This window comes from Streptomyces tanashiensis (assembly GCF_014648895.1).
In the GTDB taxonomy this organism is placed as follows: Bacteria; Actinomycetota; Actinomycetes; order Streptomycetales; family Streptomycetaceae; genus Streptomyces; species Streptomyces tanashiensis.
The window spans coordinates 351,291-371,698 of record NZ_BMRZ01000005.1; the positions used below are offsets into that span (position 1 = coordinate 351,291).

20 protein-coding genes are annotated in these 20,408 nt (G+C 71.1%); 11 read left to right on the top strand and 9 right to left on the bottom strand.

What is annotated here, in order from left to right; genetic code table 11:
- Positions 1-5 precede the first annotated feature (5 nt).
- Complete coding sequence (locus IE237_RS19495) at positions 6-1,658, bottom strand: threonine/serine exporter family protein (RefSeq protein WP_189803274.1); 1,653 nt, start codon at positions 1,656-1,658, stop codon at positions 6-8.
- A gap of 142 nt (positions 1,659-1,800) precedes the next feature.
- Positions 1,801-2,292 carry an inorganic diphosphatase gene (locus IE237_RS19500; protein WP_024758444.1) on the bottom strand — a complete coding sequence of 164 codons (492 nt, stop codon included), beginning with the start codon at positions 2,290-2,292 and terminating at the stop codon, positions 1,801-1,803.
- A 102-nt stretch (positions 2,293-2,394) separates the two neighbouring features.
- On the opposite strand from IE237_RS19500, the gene dacB reads away from it, so the two are divergent.
- From dacB to IE237_RS19535, 7 genes are all read left to right on the top strand, one after another.
- Entirely contained in the window at positions 2,395-3,792 is a 1,398-nt protein-coding gene (dacB, locus tag IE237_RS19505; protein WP_189803275.1) for a D-alanyl-D-alanine carboxypeptidase/D-alanyl-D-alanine endopeptidase, read from the top strand.
- Between the two features lie 59 nt (positions 3,793-3,851).
- Complete coding sequence (locus tag IE237_RS19510; RefSeq protein WP_189803276.1) at positions 3,852-4,991, top strand: zinc-dependent metalloprotease; 1,140 nt, start codon at positions 3,852-3,854, stop codon at positions 4,989-4,991.
- Positions 4,992-5,199: 208 nt separating this feature from the next.
- Positions 5,200-6,207: a tRNA lysidine(34) synthetase TilS gene (gene tilS / locus IE237_RS19515; protein WP_189803277.1), complete on the top strand. Its 1,008-nt coding sequence runs from the start codon at positions 5,200-5,202 to the stop codon at positions 6,205-6,207.
- Between the two features lie 41 nt (positions 6,208-6,248).
- A complete protein-coding gene (gene hpt / locus IE237_RS19520; protein ID WP_030219931.1) occupies positions 6,249-6,788 on the top strand; it encodes a hypoxanthine phosphoribosyltransferase in 540 nt (179 codons plus the stop codon).
- Positions 6,789-6,959: 171 nt separating this feature from the next.
- A complete protein-coding gene (gene ftsH / locus IE237_RS19525) occupies positions 6,960-8,978 on the top strand; it encodes an ATP-dependent zinc metalloprotease FtsH (RefSeq protein WP_189803278.1) in 2,019 nt (672 codons plus the stop codon).
- Between the two features lie 98 nt (positions 8,979-9,076).
- The gene (folE, locus tag IE237_RS19530) at positions 9,077-9,682 is read left to right on the top strand and encodes a GTP cyclohydrolase I FolE (RefSeq protein WP_189803279.1); all 606 of its coding nucleotides are present in this window, start codon (positions 9,077-9,079) and stop codon (positions 9,680-9,682) included.
- Positions 9,683-9,751: 69 nt separating this feature from the next.
- Positions 9,752-10,555 (top strand): hypothetical protein, encoded by an 804-nt coding sequence (locus IE237_RS19535; protein WP_229842773.1) that lies wholly within the window; start codon positions 9,752-9,754, stop codon positions 10,553-10,555.
- 3 nt (positions 10,556-10,558) lie between these two features.
- On the opposite strand, the gene IE237_RS19540 is transcribed toward IE237_RS19535, so the two are convergent.
- The 6 genes from IE237_RS19540 to IE237_RS19565 all read right to left on the bottom strand — a co-directional run bounded on the left by IE237_RS19540 (position 10,559) and on the right by IE237_RS19565 (position 15,423).
- Entirely contained in the window at positions 10,559-11,044 is a 486-nt protein-coding gene (locus tag IE237_RS19540; RefSeq protein WP_189803280.1) for a DUF3180 domain-containing protein, read from the bottom strand.
- A 49-nt stretch (positions 11,045-11,093) separates the two neighbouring features.
- The gene (folK, locus tag IE237_RS19545; protein WP_189803281.1) at positions 11,094-11,693 is read right to left on the bottom strand and encodes a 2-amino-4-hydroxy-6-hydroxymethyldihydropteridine diphosphokinase; all 600 of its coding nucleotides are present in this window, start codon (positions 11,691-11,693) and stop codon (positions 11,094-11,096) included.
- A complete protein-coding gene (folB, locus tag IE237_RS19550; protein WP_189803282.1) occupies positions 11,690-12,049 on the bottom strand; it encodes a dihydroneopterin aldolase in 360 nt (119 codons plus the stop codon). The genes folK and folB overlap by 4 nt, the downstream gene beginning before the upstream one ends.
- Before the next feature lie 122 nt (positions 12,050-12,171).
- Positions 12,172-12,591, bottom strand: coding sequence for a nuclear transport factor 2 family protein (locus tag IE237_RS19555; protein ID WP_229842783.1), 420 nt, complete (start codon positions 12,589-12,591; stop codon positions 12,172-12,174).
- Between the two features lie 65 nt (positions 12,592-12,656).
- The gene (folP, locus tag IE237_RS19560) at positions 12,657-13,517 is read right to left on the bottom strand and encodes a dihydropteroate synthase (protein WP_189803284.1); all 861 of its coding nucleotides are present in this window, start codon (positions 13,515-13,517) and stop codon (positions 12,657-12,659) included.
- A gap of 70 nt (positions 13,518-13,587) precedes the next feature.
- Positions 13,588-15,423: a phosphatidylglycerol lysyltransferase domain-containing protein gene (locus IE237_RS19565; RefSeq protein ID WP_189803285.1), complete on the bottom strand. Its 1,836-nt coding sequence runs from the start codon at positions 15,421-15,423 to the stop codon at positions 13,588-13,590.
- Between the two features lie 165 nt (positions 15,424-15,588).
- On the opposite strand from IE237_RS19565, the gene IE237_RS19570 reads away from it, so the two are divergent.
- On the top strand, positions 15,589-16,701 hold the full coding sequence (locus IE237_RS19570; RefSeq protein ID WP_189803286.1) for an alpha/beta hydrolase: 1,113 nt from the start codon (positions 15,589-15,591) through the stop codon (positions 16,699-16,701).
- An 11-nt stretch (positions 16,702-16,712) separates the two neighbouring features.
- On the opposite strand, the gene IE237_RS19575 is transcribed toward IE237_RS19570, so the two are convergent.
- Positions 16,713-17,768 (bottom strand): ABC transporter ATP-binding protein, encoded by a 1,056-nt coding sequence (locus IE237_RS19575; RefSeq protein WP_189803287.1) that lies wholly within the window; start codon positions 17,766-17,768, stop codon positions 16,713-16,715.
- A gap of 143 nt (positions 17,769-17,911) precedes the next feature.
- Here IE237_RS19575 and IE237_RS19580 point away from each other — a divergent pair, with 143 nt between their 5' ends.
- The 3 genes from IE237_RS19580 to IE237_RS19590 are packed head-to-tail and all read left to right on the top strand — an operon-like array spanning position 17,912 to position 20,280.
- Complete coding sequence (locus IE237_RS19580; protein WP_189803288.1) at positions 17,912-18,598, top strand: ABC transporter permease; 687 nt, start codon at positions 17,912-17,914, stop codon at positions 18,596-18,598.
- A gap of 1 nt (position 18,599) precedes the next feature.
- Positions 18,600-19,274 (top strand): ABC transporter permease, encoded by a 675-nt coding sequence (locus tag IE237_RS19585; protein ID WP_189803289.1) that lies wholly within the window; start codon positions 18,600-18,602, stop codon positions 19,272-19,274.
- Positions 19,275-19,290: 16 nt separating this feature from the next.
- The gene (locus tag IE237_RS19590; RefSeq protein WP_189803290.1) at positions 19,291-20,280 is read left to right on the top strand and encodes an ABC transporter substrate-binding protein; all 990 of its coding nucleotides are present in this window, start codon (positions 19,291-19,293) and stop codon (positions 20,278-20,280) included.
- Positions 20,281-20,408: the final 128 nt, after the last annotated feature.

The window sequence follows — 20,408 nt, forward strand, 5'->3', positions numbered from 1 at the left end:
GGACGCTAGAAGCCTCGGGTGCGCTTCGCCGCCCGCCGCGCCGCCGCCGCGCCCGGGGCCTGCATGAAGAGACGGGCCAGTTCGCTCCCCAGATTCACACCGATCGCGATCGCCAGGGCGATCGCCGCCGCCTTCGCCAGCGAGGCGAAGCCCTGGTCCAGGTTGTTCTGGGCGATCGCGAGCACCCCGAAGTACGTCGCCGAACCGGGCAGCAGCGGCCCGATCGCCGCCGTCACGTAAGGCAGCGACGAGGTGTGCTCGTAGCGGGCGATCAGCTGCCCGAAAAGCCCCACCAGGCCCGCCGCCACCGCCGTCGCCATCACCGTCGAGCCCTCGGCGGTCACCGCGATCGACGCGTAGATCACCCAGGCCACTCCGCCGTTCAGCGTCGCGAAGAGCACCGTCGCCCGCGACTGCTGCAGCAGGACCGCGAAGGTCGCGCACAGCACCATCGACGCCAGGATCTGCGTCACCGGCCGCTCCACCGCCCGCAGCGCCCCCTCGGGGTTCAGCTGCGCGTCGAACTGCACCGCGACGTACAGCACCGACAGCACGCCCACCACGATCGCGACGAAGAAGTACGCGACCTCCAGGAGCCGGGCCGAGGCCGTGATGTAGAAACCGGTCAGACCGTCCTGCACGGCCGCGACCAGCGCCCGCCCCGGGATCAGCGCGAACAGGCCACCGGTGATCACCGCCGAGGGCCTCAGATCCGCGTGCAGCATCGTCAGGAGCACACCCATCGCCGCCGGCGGCATCGCCGCCACCAGGAACTGGTAGAACTCCGGCAGCCCACGCCCCGCGAACAGCCACGCCAGCCGGTCGCCGAGGACCGCGCCCAGCGCCGCCACGAAGAAGACCGTCGGACCGCCGCCGAGCAGCACCGAGGCCGCACCGGCCAGGACGCCCGCCGCCGCCGTCAGGACCCAGCCGGGGTACGGGTGCCGGTTGCGCCGGATCTCCGCCAGCCGCCGGTACGCCTCCTCCGGCGTCACCTCGTGCGCCCGCGCGTTGATGTCAGCGAGCAGCTGGTAGACGGCCGCGAGCCGCGTGTAGTCCGTGCCCCGGCGGCGTACCGTCCGGTTCGCCGTGACCGGGTCGTCCACCAGAGAAGGCTGATAGGTGACGGACAGAAGGGTGAACGTCACCGTCGGCTCCACCCGGTCCAGACCGTACGAGCGGCAGATCGCGAACATCGCCGCCTCGACGTCCTCCGCGCCCTCCCCGCCCGCGAGCAGCAGCTCGCCGATACGCAGGGTCAGGTCGAGCACACGCGGCACCGAGGGCCCGGACTCGTCCTCCTTGCGCGGCGCCTCGGGCACCGGCCGCTCACCCACCGGCAGCCGCAGCATCGTCCGCATCCGGTCCTGCCACGGCGCGTCCTGCGGGAGCCGCACCAGCGGCACCCCGTACGCCGGCGTGAACGCCGGCGGCGAGCTCTTCGCGGAGTACGTGGCCGGCGGAGCGAACGCCGAGCCCTCCGGCTCCTGCGCCGGCTCCGGCGCCAGACCCGGCGGCAGGGCGAACTCGGAGGTCGCATGCTCCTCCTCGGGCGGCGCGGGCTGCTCCACCCCGGCCGGCGGGACGAACGCGCTCCGCGCCTCGTCCGACTGCGGCTTCCGGTCCTCAGGAGCGCCGTCCTCCGGCTCCGCCACCACTCTCTCCGCCTCATCCCCAGGGAATCGTGGATTCCAGTATGAAGGTGTGACGGATACGCGAAAGGCGGTGCACCCCAAGAGGTGCACCGCCTTCACGCCTTCACCCGATCACGCTCCCGCGCGACCGGACGGGGACCGGGGCTCAGTGGCCGCCCTGCTCCTTGGCGCGCGCGTACGACTTCTCGATCTCTTCCTCGGCCTCGGCGCGACCGACCCAGTCGGCACCCTCGACCGACTTGCCCGGCTCCAGGTCCTTGTAGACCTCGAAGAAGTGCTGGATCTCCAGGCGGTCGAACTCGGCCACGTGGTGGATGTCGCGCAGGTGCTCCATGCGCGGGTCCGTCGCCGGGACGCACAGCAGCTTGTCGTCGCCGCCGGCCTCGTCCGTCATGCGGAACATGCCGATGGCGCGGCACTTGATCAGGCAGCCCGGGAACGTGGGCTCGTCGAGGATGACGAGCGCGTCCAGCGGGTCGCCGTCCTCGCCGAGGGTGTTCTCGACGTAGCCGTAGTCGGTCGGGTAGGCCGTCGACGTGAAGAGGCGACGGTCCAGGCGGATGCGACCGGTCTCGTGGTCGACCTCGTACTTGTTCCGCGATCCCTTGGGGATCTCGATGAGAACGTCGAACTCCACGGGTGGCTCCTCCTGAATCAACACAAGTGAATGCTCGCGACGACGCGCGGTGATTAAGTGTCCCTCACGCACGTGTGTGATCGCGAAAGGGGCTGGTCAGCAATGCCGGAGCCGAGGACGTGGCAGCTCACGGCGGGCTCCGCCGCCCTCGGTCTCGTCCTGGCCGCCGCAGCGGTGACCGCGGCCGGACCATGGGACGGAGGCCAGCGTACGGCCGAGCGGGCCCGCGCCGCCGCCCCCACGACAGGTGGCACGCATCACGCCCCGCCCCCGGCCCCCGCCGCGCCCCGCCGCCCCGCGCCCGCCCCCAGCGCCCCCGGCGTCCTCACCGCCCTGCACGCCCCCGCCGGCCGCGCCGCCGACCTCGCCGCCGTCCTCGTCCCGCTCCTCGCCGACCCCGGCCTCGGCCCGCTCCGGACCGCCTCCGTGGTCGACACCGCCACCGGCAAGCAGCTCTACGGCGAGGGCGCCGGCACCCCCATGACACCGGCCTCCACCGTCAAGATCGCCACCGCCGCGGCCGCGCTCTCCGCCCTCGGCCCCGACCACCGCATCCCCACCACCGTCACCGCCACCCCCGACGGCAGGAGCATCACCCTCACCGGAGGCGGCGACCCCACGCTCGACCCGGCCCGTCTCAAGGCCCTGGCCGCCGACACGGCCCGCGCCCTCAAGACCCGCGGCCACACCTCCGTCCGCCTCGCCTACGACACGAGCCTCTACCGCGGCCCCGCCCTCCACCCGATCGGCCCCAACGAGAACATCGCCCCCGTCGTCGCCCTCATGACCCGCGAAGGACGCCTCGACGACAGCCACAGCGGCCCCGCACCCCGCACCGCCGATCCGGCCGGCGACACCGCCACCGCCTTCGCGGACCTCCTCACCCAGGCCGGCATCGACGTCACCGGCGACCCCGCCCCCGGCCGCACCCCCCAGGCCGCCCCCCTCGCCCGTACCGACTCCGCCCCCCTCGCCGACCTCGTCGAGCGCACCCTCACGAACAGCGACAACGACCTCGCCGAAGCCCTCGCCCGGCAGACCGCCCTCGCCCGCCGACAGCCCGCCGACTTCCAGGGCGCCGAGAAGGCCGTACGCGACGAACTCGCCCGGCTCGGCCTCCCGGTCGCCGGCGCCCGCTTCGCCGACGGCAGCGGACTCGACCGCCGCGACCGCGTCTCCGCCGCCCTCCTCACCGGACTCCTCACCCGAGCGGCCGACCCCGCCCGCCCCGCCCTGCGGCCCCTCCTCACCGGACTGCCCGTCGGCGGCTTCACCGGCACCCTCGCCGACCGCTTCGACACCACCCCCGCCACCGCCGGCGCCGGACTCGTCCGCGCCAAGACCGGCACCCTCACCGGCGTCAACACCCTCGCGGGGACCGTCGTCACCGCCGACGGACGCCTCCTCGCCTTCGCGTTCCTCGCCGGACGGACCGTCTCGCCCTACGAGGCACAGCCCGCGCTCGACCGGCTCTCCGCCGCCCTCGCGGGCCGCAAGTGACCGCACACGCCCCCCATCGAACCCTCACCGAACAGGCGCCGAGCCCGTACGGTTGACGCATGACGAGCATCGGTGGCGCAGGCACATCCGGGATGGTCGACTGGAACCTCGCGGTCGCGACCGCGACCCGCCTCGTGCGGCCCGGACCCGAAGTCAGCCGCGACGAGGCCCGCGAGGTCGTCGCCGAACTCCGCAGGCACGCCAAGGCATCCGAGGAACACGTCCGCGCCTACACGCGGATGATCCCCGAAGGCGTCGAACCCCACGACACGCCCGTCCTCGTCGTCGACCGCGCCGGCTGGATCAAGGCCAACGTCGCGGGCTTCCGCGAACTCCTCACCCCGCTCCTCGGCAAGATGCAGGACCGCCGCTCCACCACCCCCGGCAACACCGTCCTCGGCGCCGTCGGCGGCAAGGTCACCGGCGTCGAACTCGGCATGCTGCTGTCCTTCCTCGCCTCCCGCATCCTCGGCCAGTACGAGACCTTCGCCCCCGCCACCCGCGACCTCCCCGCCGGAACCAACGGCGGCGGACGCCTCCTCCTCGTCGCCCCCAACATCGTCCACGTCGAACGCGAACTCGACGTCACCCCGCACGACTTCCGGCTCTGGGTCTGCCTCCACGAGGAGACCCACCGCACCCAGTTCACCGCCGTCCCCTGGCTACGTGACCATCTTCAGGGCGAAATCCAGTCGTTCCTCGCCGCCACCGAGGTCGACCCCGGAACCTTCGTCGAGCGCCTCCGCGAAGCCGCCCAGACCCTCGCCGGCGGCCGCCCCGAGGGCGAGGAGGGCGAACCCGCCCCCTCCCTCGTCGAACTCGTCCAGACCCCCGAACAGCGCGAGATCCTCGGCCGCCTCACCGCCGTCATGTCCCTCCTCGAAGGCCACGCCGACTACGTCATGGACGGCGTCGGACCCCAGGTCGTCCCCTCCGTCGCCGAGATCCGCGAGAAGTTCCAGGCCCGCCGCGCCCGCGGCGCCTCCCGGCTCGACCTCGCCCTGCGCAAGCTCCTCGGCCTCGACGCCAAACTCCGCCAGTACCGCGACGGCGAGCGCTTCGTCCGCGCCGTCGTCGACCAGGTCGGCATGGACGGCTTCAACCGCGTGTGGACCTCGCCCAACACGCTCCCCACCAAGAGCGAGATCGCCGCACCCGCCGACTGGATCGCGAGGGTGCACCGTAAGGCAGACTCCTGAGACAGGTGCGGCACACGGCACAGGAACACGTGAGAACACTCCGCCAATCACCCATCCGAGGGACCCTGGGCATGGGGTGAGGCGTGCAATGCTCGGGTAACGGCCGGGTTTCTGTCACCATCGACGCACTCTGAGTGACCGAACCCCCCTTTCCGACCGTTAAGACTCCGACCGAGGCACCCCACCCCCATCACGAAGGGCACCGGACATGGGTCCCCATCCTGCGGTCGCGGCGATACGCCTGGCGGTCCGCCGCGTACTCCACGACGTCCTCACCGACCACACCACCACGGACGCCGAGCACACCCCCCTCGTGCTCGTCGCCTGCTCCGGAGGCGCCGACTCCATGGCACTCGCCTCCGCCCTCGCCTTCGAGGCCCGCAAACTCCCCCTCCGCGCCGGCGGCGTCACCGTCGACCACGGCCTCCAGGACGGCTCCGACACCCGGGCCGCCGAGGTCGCCGGACGCATGACCGCCCTCGGCCTCACCCCCGTCGAGGCCGTCACGGTCACCGTCGGCCGCGAGGGAGGCCCCGAAGCCGCCGCCCGCGACGCCCGGTACGCCGCCCTCGACGCCGCCGCCGAACGCCACGGCGCCACCGCGGTCCTCCTCGGCCACACCCGCGACGACCAGGCCGAAACCGTCCTCCTCGGCCTCGCCCGCGGCTCCGGCATCCGCTCCCTCTCTGGCATGGCCGCCGTCTCCGGCACCTCCGGCCGCTACCGGCGCCCGTTCCTCCAGCTCGACCGCCAGACCGTCCGCAAAGCCTGCATCGCCCAGGAACTCGCCGTCTGGGACGACCCGCACAACACCGACCCCGCCTACACCCGCTCCCGGCTCCGCCACGAGGGCCTCCCCGCCCTCGAGAAGGCCCTCGGCAAGGGCGTCGTCGAAGCCCTCGCCCGAACGGCCCAGCTCTCCCGCGACGACGCCGACGCCCTCGACACCTGGGCCGCCGACGCCGAGACCGCCGTACGCGACGAGGCGGGCGCCCTCGAATGCGCCAAGCTCTTCGGGCTGCCCCCCGCCGTACGCCGCCGAGTCCTGCGCCGCGCCGTCATCGCCGAGGGCGCCCCCGCCGGCTCCCTCTTCGCCCGACACATCGAAGAAGTCGACCGGCTCATCACCGGCTGGCGCGGCCAGGGAGCCATCAACCTGCCCGGACGCGTCGAAGCCCGCCGCCAGGGTGGCAGACTGGTCATCCGGCAAGGCTGACGCACGCTGCAACGAAAGTGACCCGGGTGAACGAGAAGGACATGGGCACCGACCTCCAGTCGGTGCTCATCACCAAGGAAGAGATCGACGCCAAGCTGGCAGAGCTGGCCGCGAAGATCGACGCGGAATACGCGGGCAAGGACCTGCTCATCGTCGGCGTCCTCAAGGGCGCGGTGATGGTGATGGCGGATCTGGCTCGCGCCCTTTCCACCCCCGTCACCATGGACTGGATGGCCGTCTCGTCCTACGGCGCCGGCACCCAGTCCTCGGGCGTCGTCAGGATCCTCAAGGACCTCGACACCGACATCAAGGGCAAGCACGTCCTGATCGTCGAGGACATCATCGACTCCGGTCTGACCCTGTCCTGGCTCCTCTCGAACCTCGGCTCGCGCGAGCCCGCCTCCCTCGAGGTGTGCACCCTGCTGCGCAAGCCCGAGGCCGCGAAGGTCGCCATCGACGTCAAGTGGATCGGCTTCGACATCCCCAACGAGTTCGTCGTCGGCTACGGCCTCGACTACGCCGAGAAGTACCGGAACCTTCCGTTCGTCGGCACACTCGCCCCGCACGTCTACGGCGGCTGAGACCTCCCCCTCACGGGGAACCCGCACCGCCTTCCCTCCGTTGAACCACGGGAAGGCGGTCGCGGGCGACGATGCTGAGGTACCGTCCGAAGAACAGCTTTTTCACACAGCAGCTCTCACAGCAGCATTTTCCTACGGGCAGGAGGGACGGGGCGTTCTCGCTCCGTATGGATGGACGTGAAGCGATACTTCCGTGGGCCGGTCATGTGGATCGTGCTGGCCGTCCTCGCCGTGGTCGTGCTGATGCAGGTCGTCGGCTCGTCCGAGGGCTACAAGACGGTGGACACCGGCCAGGTCGTCCAGGCGATCGACAAGAACCAGGTCAAGCAGGCAAAGCTCACCACCGGTGACGAGCAGATCATCAAGATCGAGCTCATCGACGGCCAGAAGATCGACAAGAGCAGCAAGGTCCAGGCCAGCTACATCGGCACCCAGGGCGCGGACCTCGCCGACAAGCTCCAGGAGAAGTTCGAGGCCGGGCAGATCGAGAAGGGCTACACCGTCTCCCCGACGAAGCAGTCGCCCTTCGTCTCGATCCTGCTCTCGCTGCTCCCCTTCGTCCTCATCGTGGTCGTCTTCCTCTTCCTGATGAACCAGATGCAGGGCGGCGGCTCCCGCGTCATGCAGTTCGGCAAGTCCAAGGCCAAGCTCATCACCAAGGACACGCCGAAGACCACCTTCGCCGACGTCGCCGGCTCGGACGAGGCCGTCGAGGAACTCCACGAGATCAAGGAATTCCTCCAGGAGCCCGCCAAGTTCCAGGCCGTCGGCGCCAAGATCCCCAAGGGCGTCCTGCTCTACGGCCCCCCCGGAACCGGCAAGACGCTCCTCGCGCGCGCCGTCGCCGGCGAGGCCGGGGTGCCCTTCTACTCGATCTCCGGCTCCGACTTCGTCGAGATGTTCGTCGGCGTCGGCGCCTCCCGCGTCCGCGACCTCTTCGAGCAGGCCAAGGCCAACGCTCCGGCGATCGTCTTCGTCGACGAGATCGACGCCGTCGGACGCCACCGCGGCGCCGGCCTCGGCGGCGGCCACGACGAGCGCGAGCAGACGCTCAACCAGCTGCTCGTCGAGATGGACGGCTTCGACGTCAAGGGCGGCGTCATCCTCATCGCCGCGACGAACCGCCCCGACATCCTCGACCCGGCACTCCTGCGCCCCGGCCGCTTCGACCGGCAGATCGCCGTCGACCGCCCGGACATGCAGGGCCGCCTGGAGATCCTCAAGGTCCACCAGAAGGGCAAGCCGGTCGCCCCGGACGTCGACCTCAGCGCCGTCGCCCGCCGCACCCCCGGCTTCACCGGAGCGGACCTCTCCAACGTCCTCAACGAGGCGGCGCTCCTCACCGCTCGCAGCGACCAGAAGCTGATCGACAACAAGGCTCTGGACGAGGCGATCGACCGTGTGGTCGCGGGCCCGCAGAAGCGGACCCGGATCATGTCGGACAAGGAGAAGAAGATCACCGCGTACCACGAGGGCGGCCACGCCCTCGTCGCGGCGGCCTCGCCCAACGCCGACCCGGTCCACAAGATCACCATCCTGTCCCGCGGCCGCGCCCTGGGCTACACGATGGTGCTCCCGGAAGAGGACAAGTACTCGACCACCCGCAACGAGATGCTCGACCAGCTGGCCTACATGCTGGGCGGGCGCGCGGCCGAGGAGCTCGTCTTCCACGACCCCACCACGGGCGCGGCGAACGACATCGAGAAGGCCACCGGCACGGCCCGCGCCATGGTCACGCAGTACGGCATGACCGAGCGGCTCGGCGCCATCAAGTTCGGCGGCGACAACACCGAGCCCTTCCTCGGCCGTGAGATGGCGCACCAGCGCGACTACTCGGAAGAGGTCGCGGCGCTGGTCGACGAAGAGGTCAAGAAGCTCATCGAGACCGCGCACAACGAGGCCTGGGAGATCCTCGTCGAGAACCGCGACGTCCTCGACAACCTGGTCCTCGCCCTCCTGGAGAAGGAGACGCTGGGCAAGGAGGAGATCGCCGAGATCTTCCGCCCCATCGTCAAGCGCCCGGCCCGCCCGGCCTGGACCGGCTCCAGCCGCCGCACCCCGTCCACGCGTCCGCCGGTGCTCTCCCCCAAGGAGCTCGCCCTGACGAACAGCGCGAACGGCACGGCGACCCCGGCGGTCGACACCACCAAGGGCATCGACATCGCCCCGGTGGACACCCCGGAGGACTGACCTCTCGGTCGACCCGGAATGGATGCCGCGCCCCCACAGGTTCTAGCCTGTGGGGGCGCGGCTTTTCGCGCACGGAGCACAGACGGAACGAGGCAGAGATGACCGACCCGGTGACGCTGGACGGTGAGGGCAGGATCGGCGAGTTCGACGAGAAGCGCGCCGAGAACGCCGTGCGGGAGCTTCTCATCGCGGTCGGCGAGGACCCGGACCGCGAGGGCCTCCGCGAGACGCCGGCGCGGGTGGCGCGGGCGTACAGGGAACTCTTCGCGGGGCTGTGGCAGAAGCCCGAGGATGTCCTGACGACGACCTTCGATCTCGGGCACGACGAGATGGTCCTGGTGAAAGATATCGAACTGACGTCTCAGTGTGAACATCATTTGCTACCATTCCATGGCGTAGCTCACATTGGGTACATTCCGGCTGAAACGGGCAAAATTACCGGCCTGTCGAAGCTGGCCCGACTGGTCGATGTCTTCGCTCGCCGCCCACAGGTGCAGGAGCGCCTCACGACGCAGATCGCCGATTCGTTGATGCGCATCCTCGATGCCCGCGGCGCGATCGTCGTCATCGAGGCCGAGCACATGTGCATGGCGCTGCGTGGAGTCCGCAAGCCGGGCGCCAAGACGACGACCTCGGCGGTACGTGGCCAACTTCGCGACGCTACCACCCGCGCTGAGGCCATGTCCCTGATATTGGCCCGTTAGTAGCGGACTGTCCGCCTTGCTCCATAGCGTCCTTGATCAGCGGAGTTCATCGCTGATCAAGGGGGCGGTATGGGGTACGGACCGACCAGCAAGATGCTGGTCAACCTGGTGGACGGCTGCGCTCAGGCCAAGAACGTGGCTCCGGGCAGCGCGATGTGGACGCTGGACGGCGACCGGACGGTGCAGACCACGGTCGTGGACGTGACGGCGGTGAAGGGGCGGCAGGCCGTCGACGTGGTCACGGACCACATGACCTTCACCGTCGGCCCGGACCACGAGGAGGACTTCGCCTCCCGCTACGCGACCGCTCTGACCGCCTGTACGGGTCTGCCTGCCCGCCTCGAAGCGGTGAGTCGGCCCTCCGGCTTTCTGAAGCGCGACCTGCCGGGTTTCAGGGTGCGGGTGGTCTCCTCGTACCTGTCCGACGCGATGCGGCACTACGCAGGTGGGGACGCCCACCATATGCGGCAGCACTTTCCGCGGGTGGTCCTGAGGGACATCGATACCTTCCAAGGCTTCCTGGACGGCTACATCGACGGCGACGGCTGCAACGTCAAGCACGGCTGGGGCCGAATGATCGTGAGTGCCAACGTGCCGTTTCTGGTGGAGCTGGCGACGATCATCGGGGCGCGGTTCACGCCGTCGAAGCGGGGACTGGCTTCGCGGCTCTACGTATCGAATCGCTGGGCCGACCGGAACACCTTCGTCCCCGAGCACCACCGGATCAGCCCCCCGGAAGCCACCTGGATCAGGGTCCATGAGGTCCGCCCCCGGCCCGCCCTCGGTGCCAAGCCCTTCACCTTCTACAGCTACCGGCTGGCCCCGTACCCCACCTTCCTGGTGAACGGGCACCTCGTGCGGGAGCCCTGGTGAGGGTCAGGCGGTCGGGGCGCGGCCCTTGTCGTTGTCGTCGTCCTCCGGGAGTTTGCAGACGCGCTCCAGGAACAGGGCGGCGGCGATGACGGCGATGCCCGCCGCGACCGAGAGGGCCGCGTAGAGGGCCTGGTCGCGGCGGGCGGGGACGTCGAGGGAGCCGAGGAGGAAGACGCCCGTGCCGCCGTACAGGCCGGCGACGAGGGCGGCGACCAGGGCGCTCGCCTGGCCGAAGACCACCGCGCGGGCCGCCATCAGGGGTTCGACGCCCTTGGCGCCGGGGCGGCGCTCGCGCTGGGCCTTGAGGCGGACGCGGATCGACAGGGCGGTCGCGGTGAGGATGGCGGCGATCACGGCGAGGACGATGGGCGCGGCGATCGGCACGCTGGGGAGGGTGCCGACCGAGTCCCAGAGGCGGGCGGCACCCCAGGAGAGGATGCCGGCCACGAGGAACAGTCCGGTGAGCACCTTCAGCCGCAGTTGTTTCACCGGATGTCCTTCGTGTCGTCGCTGGGGCGGTCTGGCACGAGCGTAACGACTACTCCGGGAGACGGAGTTCCAGGTCGGCACGGGGAGTGACGCCTTCGTGGCCGAGGGCGGCGAGGAGGTCGGCCACGGGGCCGTGGCCGGGGAGCTGTGCCTGGGGGTCCACGTCGTGCCAGGGGGCGAGGACGAAGGCGCGCTGGTGGGCGCGGGGGTGGGGGAGGGTGAGGACGGGGTCCTGGGAGACGACGTCCGCGTAGGCGACGATGTCGACGTCGATGGTGCGGGCGCCCCAGCGCTCCTCGCGGACGCGGTGGAAGGCCTCCTCGACGGCGTGGGCCCGCTCCAGGAGGGAGGAGGGCGGCAGTGTCGTCTTCACGAGGGCGACGGCGTTGAGGTAGGAGGGCTGGGTGCCGGGCTCGACGCCCCAGGGGGCCGTCTCGTAGACGGGCGAGACGGCTTTGACGCGGAGGCCGGGCGTGTCGCCGAGCGCGTCGACGGCGCCCTGGAGGGTCTCCAGGCGGTTGCCGAGGTTGGCGCCGAGGGCGAGGACGGCCCAGCGCGGGTTGGAGAGGGTGGTGTCGGCGGCGTCGACGGTCTCGACGACGGAGGCCGGTACGGGCTGGACGGTGGGGTCGCTCTGCATCGGCTTCATCGTCGGCTCCGGGTGATCGTGATGGTCACGTCGTCGAAGGGCACGGTGATGGGTGCGTCCGGCTTGTGGACGACGACTTGCACCTCTTGTACCCCGTCGTGGCTGAGGCATTGCTGGGCGATGCGCTCGGCGAGGGTTTCGATGAGGTCGACGGGCTCGCCCTGGACGACGTCGACGACTTCTTCGGCGACGATTCCGTAGTGCACGGTCTTCGCCAGGTCGTCATCGGCGGCCGCCGGGCGCGTGTCCAGGCCGAGGACCAGGTCCACGATGAAGGTCTGGCCCTCCTCGCGCTCCTTGGGGAAGACGCCGTGGTGGCCTCGGGCCTTGAGGCCGCGCAGCGCGACACGATCCACGCGAATCACTCCTGCTGTCGTAGTTCGGGTGGCCACGCAGCCGGGTGCGGACGGCCGGGTGTCCACTTCGAATCTACCTGCGAGGACCGACAGCGCTTGCCCTTGGGGGGGCCGAGGGCGCGTCAGGCCGGGGATTCCGTGGTGTCGGGGCCGGTGTCGGGGCCGTCCGTTCCTTCGGTGTCGCCGAGGACGGGGGAGGCGTGGTGGGACCAGATCCGCCAGCCTCCGGGGGTGCGGCGGAACACGTTGGTGGCGACGACGAGCTGGCCGACGAGGGGTCCGAGCTCGGCGCCGTCCTCGGCGGGTCCGCCGCTGAGGATGTTCTCGGTGCAGGTGACGAGGGCGGTGTCGCCGGCGAGGGAGATCCGCAGGTCGGTGAGGAAGAACTGGATGTAGTCGGTGTTCGCCATGATCAGGGCGTACGAGCGGAGGACCTCGCCGCGGCCGGTGAGGACGGGCCAGCCGGGGTGGACGCAGGTGATGGGGGTGGCTCCGTCGTCGAGCCAGAGCGCCGAGAGGTTCTCGAAGTCGCCGGTCTCCATGGCCTCGTAGAAGGCGGTGTTGGCGGCTTCGACGGCTGCCTCGTCGGCGCTGCGGTCCGTGCGGCTCACGCGGCTCCCTCGACGGCCCTGGCGACGCGTACGGCGTCGGCGGTGGCTCGTACCTCGTGGACGCGGACGGCCCAGGCGCCGGTGTGGGCGGCGATGGCGGAGACGGCGGCGGTGGCGGCGTCGCGCTCGCGGGCGGGGGGCGGGGTGGCGCCTTCGCGGGTGAGGACGTGGCCGAGGAACCGCTTGCGGGAGGCGGCGACGAGGAGGGGCCGGCCGAGGGCGCGGAGCTCGGGGAGGTGGGCGACGAGGGCCAGGTCGTGGGGGGCGAGTTTGGCGAAGCCGAGGCCGGGGTCGATGACGAGCCGCTCGGGGGCGATGCCGCCGTCGATGACGGCTTCCATGCGGGTGCGGAGTTCGGTGACGACCTCGCCGACGACGTCGTCGTAGACGGCGAGGCTGTTCATGTTGTCGCTGAAGCCGCGCCAGTGCATGACGACGAAGGGGACTTCGGCTGCGGCGACGGCGGGGACCATGCCGGGGTCGGCGAGGCCGCCGCTGACGTCGTTGACGAGGACGGCGCCGGCTTCGACGGCGCGGGCGGCGACGCTGGCGCGCATGGTGTCGACGGAGACGGTGACGCCTTCGGCGGCGAGGCCGCGGACGACGGGGACGACGCGGCGGAGCTCTTCCTCCTCGTCGACGCGGGTGGCGCCGGGGCGGGTGGATTCGCCGCCGACGTCGACGAGGTCGGCGCCCTCGGCGACCAGGTCGAGGCCGTGCTTGACGGCGGCGGTGGTGTCGAACCAGCGGCCGCCGTCGGAGAAGGAGTCGGGGGTCACGTTGACCACGCCCATGACCGCGCAGCGGTCCCACTCCGGCAGGCCCAGCGCCGTGCCCCGGTCGATCGTCGTACTCATGTCTCCAGCGTAGGGCCCGGGGGTGATATCGGGCCGCGCGGATCCGGTGCCGGGGCCGTGCGTGCCCCCGTCAGGCCGCGCGGACCTCTCGTTCGGCGGTCGGGGCGGGGACGATGTGGGCGCAGGGGCGGGGGGCCGGGGCGGGGCGCCTGCGGGTGAAGGGGCGGGGCAGGGAGAGGTTCACGAAGCCTTCGGCCTGCATGGCGGCGAAGCCGATGCGGGGGAGGTCGCGGCTGTTGCGGTAGACGACGAAGCGGGGTTCCCAGCGTGGCCGGAACTTGGCGTTGAACTTGTAGAGGGATTCGATCTGGAACCAGCGGGAGAGGAAGACGAGGAGTCCGCGCCAGACGCGCAGGACGGGTCCGGCGCCGATCTTCTCGCCGCGGGCGAGGGCGGCGCGGAACATGGCGAAGTTGAGGGACACGCGCGCGATGCCGAGGGCGGGGGAGGCCTGGAGGGCGGCGACGATGAGGAGCTCGTTCATGCCGGGGTCGGCGGAGCGGTCGCGGCGCATGAGTTCGAGGGACATGCCGTCGGTGCCCCAGGGCACGAAGTGGATGATCGCCTTGAGGTCGCCGTAGGGCGAGGTGTCGTCGTCCTTGTGGGCGGTCGCTATGACGGCGTCGCCGTCGCCGGGGGCGCCGATCCGGCCGAGGGCCATGGAGAAGCCGCGTTCGGTGTCGGTGCCGCGCCAGTCGGCGGCGGCGCGGCGGACGCGTTCGAGTTCGTCGTCGTCGAGGTCACGGACGCGGCGGACCTGGGTGGTGTAGCCGTTGCGTTCGATTCGCTTGACCATTTGGCGGACGTTGCGCATGGCCCGGCCGGAGAGGGAGAAATCCGCGACGTCGACCACCGCCTCGTCGCCGAGTTCGAGGGCGTCGAGGCCGGTCTCGCGGGTCCAGACCTGGCCGCCGGTCTCTGAGCAGCCCATGACGGCGGGGGTCCAGGAGTGGGCCTTGGCCTCGTCCATGAAGCGTTCGATGGCGCCGGGCCAGGCTTCGACGTCGCCGATGGGGTCGCCGCTGGCGAGCATGACGCCGGAGACGACGCGGTAGCAGACGGCTGCCTTGCCGCTGGGGGAGAAGACGACGCCCTTGTCGCGGCGGAGGGCGAAGTGTCCGAGGGAGTCGCGGCCGCCGTGCTGGTCGAGGAGGGCGCGGAGCCGGGTCTCGTCGTCGTCGGTGAGGCGGGCGGCGGGGTGCTCGGGGCGGAAGGCGAGGTAGATGGTGGTGAGGGCGGTGAGCATGCCGAGGGCGCCGAGGGAGTAGCCGACGGTCCAGTCGACGCCCTTGGTGTAGGCGACGGGGCCTTCGATGCCGAGGAGTCCGTAGAGGACGTGTTCGAGGCGGTCGGCGAGGCTGGGGCTGCCGACGACGCGGCGCGGGTGGGCGCTGACGATGACGAGGCCGAGGGCGATGGATCCGGCGCCCATGACGACGAAGTTGGCGAGGGCCCGCCAGCGGCTGCGGGGGTCGGGGAGGGCGGCGAACTCGCCTCGGTGGCGTACGAGGAGGGTGAGGAGCAGGAGGGAGAGGAGGGCGCCGAGGACGGAGTGGCGCCAGACGAACTGGGCGACGGCGCCGAGGGGGAGGAGGACGACGGCGGCGCGCCAGGCGCGGCGCTTGTGGCGCTTGAGGCCGTGGGCGAGGAGCAGGAGGAGGACGCCGGCGCTCAGGGAGAGGGCGGCGGAGAGGGGGCCGAGGGTGCCGGGGAGGACTTCGGCGACGGCGTGCATGCGGCTGGCGCGGAAGCGGGGGAAGACCCCGGCGGCGATGTCGATGAGGCCGATGAGGGTGCAGGCCGTGCCGACGAGGGCGGGGACCTTCTCGGGGCGGGGGCCGCGGAGAATCCGCCGCACCCGAACCGGAACCAATCCGGATTTGTCCCCATCTACCGTGACAGACATGGCTTCCCGTACTTCCCGTGGTCCTGCGCAGGGTCTTTGACTCCGGTCGGGCCCTGCGGCGCGTTCGGCGGGCCGTTCCGGCTGGTGCGCCTTCTATGACGGCGGCGTACGGGGTCGGGTTCATCCGTCCACAGGAAAATCTCGGAAAGAAGGCTCGGTCGTCTCATGGGTCTCACCAGCGACAAAGTCCTCGTGTCGGCCGTGGTGCTGGCCGTGGTCCTGTTCCTGGCCACGGTCTGGCTCTGGCCGAGGCTCGCGCGGCGTGGCTGGCGGTCGGTCGTGGGCCGGGTCGGGCTGCTGCTCGTGACCCAGGTGACGCTGTTCGCGGCGGTGGGCCTGGCGGCGAACCGGTCGTTCCTCTTCTACGGCTCCTGGGCCGACCTGCTGGGTCAGGAGCAGGACATGGGGGTGGTCGTGGACCACGCGGCCGGTTCTAAGGACGTGCGGGTGGTGGGAACGCAGGCGCTGGACGTGCCGGGCGGCGGCCGTCCGTCGGTCGGGGGGCAGATCCAGAAGGTCGTGGTGGCGGGGGACCGGTCGGGGATCGTCTCCCCGGCGTACGTGTACCTGCCGCCGGAGTACTTCCAGCCGCGGTACGCGAAGCGGACGTTCCCGGCGTCGGTGGTGCTCACGGGGTATCCGGGGACGGCGGAGAACCTGATCAAGGGGCTCAGGTATCCGAAGTCGGCCTTCCTCGAGGCGAAGGCGGGGCGGATGCAGCCGATGATCCTGGTGATGCTGCGTCCGACGGTCGCGCCGCCGCGGGACACCGAGTGCGTGGACATCCCGGGGGGCCCGCAGACGGAGACCTTCTTCGCGGAGGACCTCCCGAGGGCGGTCTCGGAGACGTACCGGGTGGGGACGAAGCCGCGGAACTGGGGGTTCATGGGGAACTCGACGGGTGGTTACTGCGCGCTGAAGATAGCCCTCCACCACCCGGACCGGTTCGCGGCGGGGGCGGGCTTCTCCGCGTACTACCGGGCGGCGGAGGACGTCACGACCGGGGACCTGTTCCACGGGGACGACGCGCTGCGCAAGCGGGGCGATCTGCTGTGGAGCCTGGATCACGGGCGGCGGGGGAACACGTCGTTCCTGGTGACGTCGTCGAAGAAGGGGGAGAGCAACCTGAAGGGGACGCGGGAGTTCATCAGGAAGGTGAAGGCGCCGGCGCGGGTCTCGTCGATCGTGCTGGAGAGCGGCGGGCACAACTTCAACACGTGGAACCGGGAGATCCCGCCCGGTCTGGTCTGGATGGGCGGGAAGCTCTCCGCGAACTAGCTCTCCGCGAACTAGCCCTTCACGGGCCGGCTCTCCCCCGGCCGGCTCTCCCCCGGCAGGTTCTCCGTCGCCAGGTTCTCCGCGGGGGCCGAGGCCCGGCGCAGGGCGCGGTGGACGCCGGCCGGGGTGAGGACGCCGAGCGGCCGGCCGTCGTCGTCGGTGACGGTGAGGCGGCCGGCGTCGTGCTGGAGGAGCGCGGCGAGGGCGTCCTTGAGGGAGGTCCCGAGGGGTACACGGGCGCCGTCCTCGTATTCCTCGGGGCCTCCGACGTAACCTTCGTGGCTTCCCTTCCAGAGGTCGAGGTCGTCCTCGGTGACGGGGGTGACCGCGAGCCGCTTGAGGCCGCGGTCGTTGCCGACGAAGTCCGCGACGTACGGGGTGGCGGGGGAGCCGAGGACGGTGGCGGGCGTGTCGAACTGCTCGATGCGGCCCTGCCCGTAGACGGCCATGCGGTCGCCCATGCGGACGGCCTCCTCGATGTCGTGGGTGACGAGGAGGACGGTCTTGCGGACGGTGGCCTGGAGCGCGAGGAACTCGTTCTGGAGGCGCTCGCGGACGACCGGGTCGACGGCGCCGAAGGGCTCGTCCATGAGGAGGACGGGCGGGTCGGCGGCGAGGGCGCGCGCGACGCCGACCCGCTGGCGCTGGCCGCCGGAGAGCTGCGCCGGGTAGCGGGAGCCGTACACGGACGGGTCGAGGCCGACCAGGTCGAGGAGTTCGGCGGCACGCGCGCGTGCGGCGGCCTTCTTCCAGCCGAGGAGGGCGGGGACGGTCGCGGTGTTGTCGAGGACGGTGCGGTGGGGGAAGAGCCCGACCTGCTGGATGACGTAGCCGATCTTGCGGCGCAGGGCGACCGGGTCGACGCCCGCGATGTCCCGGCCGTCGACGAGGACGCGGCCCGAGGTCGGCTCGACGAGCCGGTTCACCATCATCATCGTGGTCGTCTTGCCGCAGCCGGACGGGCCGACCAGGGTGACGAGTTCGCCCTCGGCGACCTCGAAGGAGAGGTCGTCGACGGCCGTGGTGCCGTCGTCGTACCGCTTGGTCACGTGCTCGAACCGGATCATGGTTCCCCATTCTGGCCCCTGGTTGCCGGGGGTGTGTGAAGGGCGTGTTGCCGCATTGTGGCGGGTCTCGGGGATTGTCGGTGGCGGGGGTTAGGGTCGTCACACAAGCGTTCGGGAGGGTGGACGAACCGGGGGGAGGGACGATGAGCGCGCCGAACTGTCTGGTCACGAACGACTGGATCTGCGGTGAGTATCTGCGCACGCGCGGCGAGGAGTTGACGGACGCGCTGCTCCAGCATGTGGGAATCACGGTCGTGTCGGTGCTGATCGCGCTCGCCGTGGCGGTGCCGCTGGCGCTGCTCGTCCGCGCCCGGCCGCGGTTCGCGGGCCCGGTCCTCGGTCTGACCACCCTGCTCTACACGGTGCCGTCGCTCGCGATGTTCTCGCTGCTGCTGCCGTTCTTCGGTCTCTCGGCGGCCCTCGTCGTGACCGGCCTCGTGCTCTACGCGCTGACGATCCTCGTGCGGAACACCCTGGCGGGGCTCGCCGCCGTGCCGGCCGAGACGCGGGAGGCCGCCCGGGGCATGGGGTACGGCTCGCTGCGGATGCTCTGGCAGGTCGAACTCCCGCTGGCACTGCCGGTGCTGATGGCCGGTGTGCGGATGGCGACGGTCTCCACGATCGCGCTGACGACGGTCGGTTCGGTCGTCGGCCGCGGGGGCCTGGGCAACCTCATCGAGGACGCGCTGCCGACCTTCTTCAAGGCGCAGATGCTCGCGGCCTCGGTGCTGTGCGTGCTCCTCGCCGTCACCGCCGACCTGCTGCTCCTGGGTCTCCAGCGGCTGCTCACGCCGTGGACCCGGATACGGACCGCGCCGGGAGGTGGGTGAGATGGGCATCGTGACGGAGGCCTGGGGCTGGCTCACCACCGGCGCGCACTGGACGGGCGAGGACGGCATCGGGCAGCGGCTCGCCGAGCACGTGTACGTGAGCGGGGCCGCGCTCCTGATCGCCTCGGCGCTCGCGCTGCCGCTGGGCCTGTGGCTCGGCCACCTCGGCCGGGGCGGGGCGCTCGCGGTGAACGTCTCCAACGTGGGGCGGGCGATCCCCGTCTTCGCGGTGCTCGCGCTGTTCATGGTGTCCCCCCTGCGGAACGCCGGCTATGTGCCGACGGTGGTGGCCCTGGTGCTCTTCGCGATACCCCCGCTCCTCACCAACGCGTACGTGGGGGTGCGGGAGGTGGACCGGGCCGCGGTGCGGGCCGCGCGGGGCATGGGGATGACGGGCGGCCAGCTCTTCCTGCGGGTCGAACTCCCACTGGCCCGGCCGGTGGTGATGACCGGGGTCCGCTCGGCCGCGGTGCAGGTGGTCGCCACGGCGACGGTCGCCGCGATGGTGGGCCAGGGCGGCCTGGGCCGGATCATCACGGCCGGCTTCGCCACGTACGACACCGCGCAGGTCGTCGCGGGCGCCGTGCTCGTGGCGCTGCTCGCCCTTCTGGTGGAGGGCGTCCTGGTGGGCGCGGACCGCCTTTTCGCACGGCACGGACGACTTGATGAACGCTGATGGAACGCTGACTGGGATGGGTGATCTCGTGAACAGGGTCTCGCGTATCGCGGGCGCGCTGCTGGGCACGGCGGCGCTGACCGCCGCCCTCGCCGCGTGCGGCGGTGACAGCCTGGAGCAGGGCAAGGAGAAGGGCTCCGGGGGCTCCGGCGGCGGGCAGAAGGGCTCGCTGGTGGTGGGCGCGGCCGCCTTCACGGAGGCCAAGGTCCTCGCCGAGCTGTACGCGCAGTCGCTCCGGGCCGCCGGTTACTCGGTGTCGATCACCACGGTGAAGAATCGCGAGCTGTACGAACCCTCGCTGGAGAAGGGCGAGATCGACGTCGTCCCGGAATACGCGGCGACGATCGCGGAATTCCTCAACGCGAAGGTGAACGGCCCGAAGGCGCCCGAGGACAAGCCGGTCGCCTCGGGCGACGCGACGGCCACGGTCGACGCGCTGCGGAAGCTCGCCGAACCGCGCGGTCTGAAGGTCCTCGCGGCCGGGGAGGCGGTCGACCAGAACGCCTTCGCGGTGACGAAGGAATTCGCCGCGAAGAACAAGCTGACGACGCTTTCCGATCTCGGTCGCGCGAAGCTGAAGGTGAAGATCGCCGCCGGTGACGAATGCGCGGTGCGCCCCTTCTGCGCGCCCGGTCTGAAGAAGACGTACGGGATCGACGTGGCCGGGATCGACCCCAAGGGCGTCGGTACGCCGCAGGCCAAGCAGGCGGTCAAGGACGGGGTGGACCAGCTGGTCCTGACGACCACCACGGACGCCACCGTCGACAGCTACGGCCTCGTCTTCCTCACCGACGACAAGAAGCTGCAGAACGCCGACAACGTGCTGCCGGTGGTCAACGCCAAGGACGCCGGTTCCCCGGAGATAGCCGCCGCCCTGGACAAGATCACCAAGGTGCTGACCACAGCGGATCTCGCCGAACTCAACCGCAAGGTGGACGCCGAGCGGGCGAAGCCGGAGGACGTCGCCAAGGAGTATCTGGAGACGAAGGGGCTGCTCAAGAAGTAGACGGCGGGGGAGGGGAGTCGGCCCGAAACGGAACCGGAACCGTCGATATCCACTTCTGATGGCGAGAAGTGGCCAAGAGATTGCCGGGCCGACGCCCCACATGGCGCCTACGCACGGTAAATTTCAGG

What these genes read in the sequence shown, in the direction of transcription:
- dacB (WP_189803275.1), top strand. Translation starts at nt 2,395, where the DNA reads ATGCCGGAGCCGAGGACGTGGCAGCTCACGGCGGGCTCCGCCGCCCTC.
- IE237_RS19510 (WP_189803276.1), top strand. Translation starts at nt 3,852, where the DNA reads ATGACGAGCATCGGTGGCGCAGGCACATCCGGGATGGTCGACTGGAAC.
- tilS (WP_189803277.1), top strand. Translation starts at nt 5,200, where the DNA reads ATGGGTCCCCATCCTGCGGTCGCGGCGATACGCCTGGCGGTCCGCCGC.
- hpt (WP_030219931.1), top strand. Translation starts at nt 6,249, where the DNA reads ATGGGCACCGACCTCCAGTCGGTGCTCATCACCAAGGAAGAGATCGAC.
- ftsH (WP_189803278.1), top strand. Translation starts at nt 6,960, where the DNA reads ATGGACGTGAAGCGATACTTCCGTGGGCCGGTCATGTGGATCGTGCTG.
- folE (WP_189803279.1), top strand. Translation starts at nt 9,077, where the DNA reads ATGACCGACCCGGTGACGCTGGACGGTGAGGGCAGGATCGGCGAGTTC.
- IE237_RS19535 (WP_229842773.1), top strand. Translation starts at nt 9,752, where the DNA reads ATGGGGTACGGACCGACCAGCAAGATGCTGGTCAACCTGGTGGACGGC.
- folK (WP_189803281.1), bottom strand. Translation starts at nt 11,693, where the DNA reads ATGAAGCCGATGCAGAGCGACCCCACCGTCCAGCCCGTACCGGCCTCC.
- IE237_RS19555 (WP_229842783.1), bottom strand. Translation starts at nt 12,591, where the DNA reads ATGGAGACCGGCGACTTCGAGAACCTCTCGGCGCTCTGGCTCGACGAC.
- folP (WP_189803284.1), bottom strand. Translation starts at nt 13,517, where the DNA reads ATGAGTACGACGATCGACCGGGGCACGGCGCTGGGCCTGCCGGAGTGG.
- IE237_RS19565 (WP_189803285.1), bottom strand. Translation starts at nt 15,423, where the DNA reads ATGTCTGTCACGGTAGATGGGGACAAATCCGGATTGGTTCCGGTTCGG.
- IE237_RS19570 (WP_189803286.1), top strand. Translation starts at nt 15,589, where the DNA reads ATGGGTCTCACCAGCGACAAAGTCCTCGTGTCGGCCGTGGTGCTGGCC.
- IE237_RS19575 (WP_189803287.1), bottom strand. Translation starts at nt 17,768, where the DNA reads ATGATCCGGTTCGAGCACGTGACCAAGCGGTACGACGACGGCACCACG.
- IE237_RS19580 (WP_189803288.1), top strand. Translation starts at nt 17,912, where the DNA reads ATGAGCGCGCCGAACTGTCTGGTCACGAACGACTGGATCTGCGGTGAG.
- IE237_RS19585 (WP_189803289.1), top strand. Translation starts at nt 18,600, where the DNA reads ATGGGCATCGTGACGGAGGCCTGGGGCTGGCTCACCACCGGCGCGCAC.
- IE237_RS19590 (WP_189803290.1), top strand. Translation starts at nt 19,291, where the DNA reads ATGGGTGATCTCGTGAACAGGGTCTCGCGTATCGCGGGCGCGCTGCTG.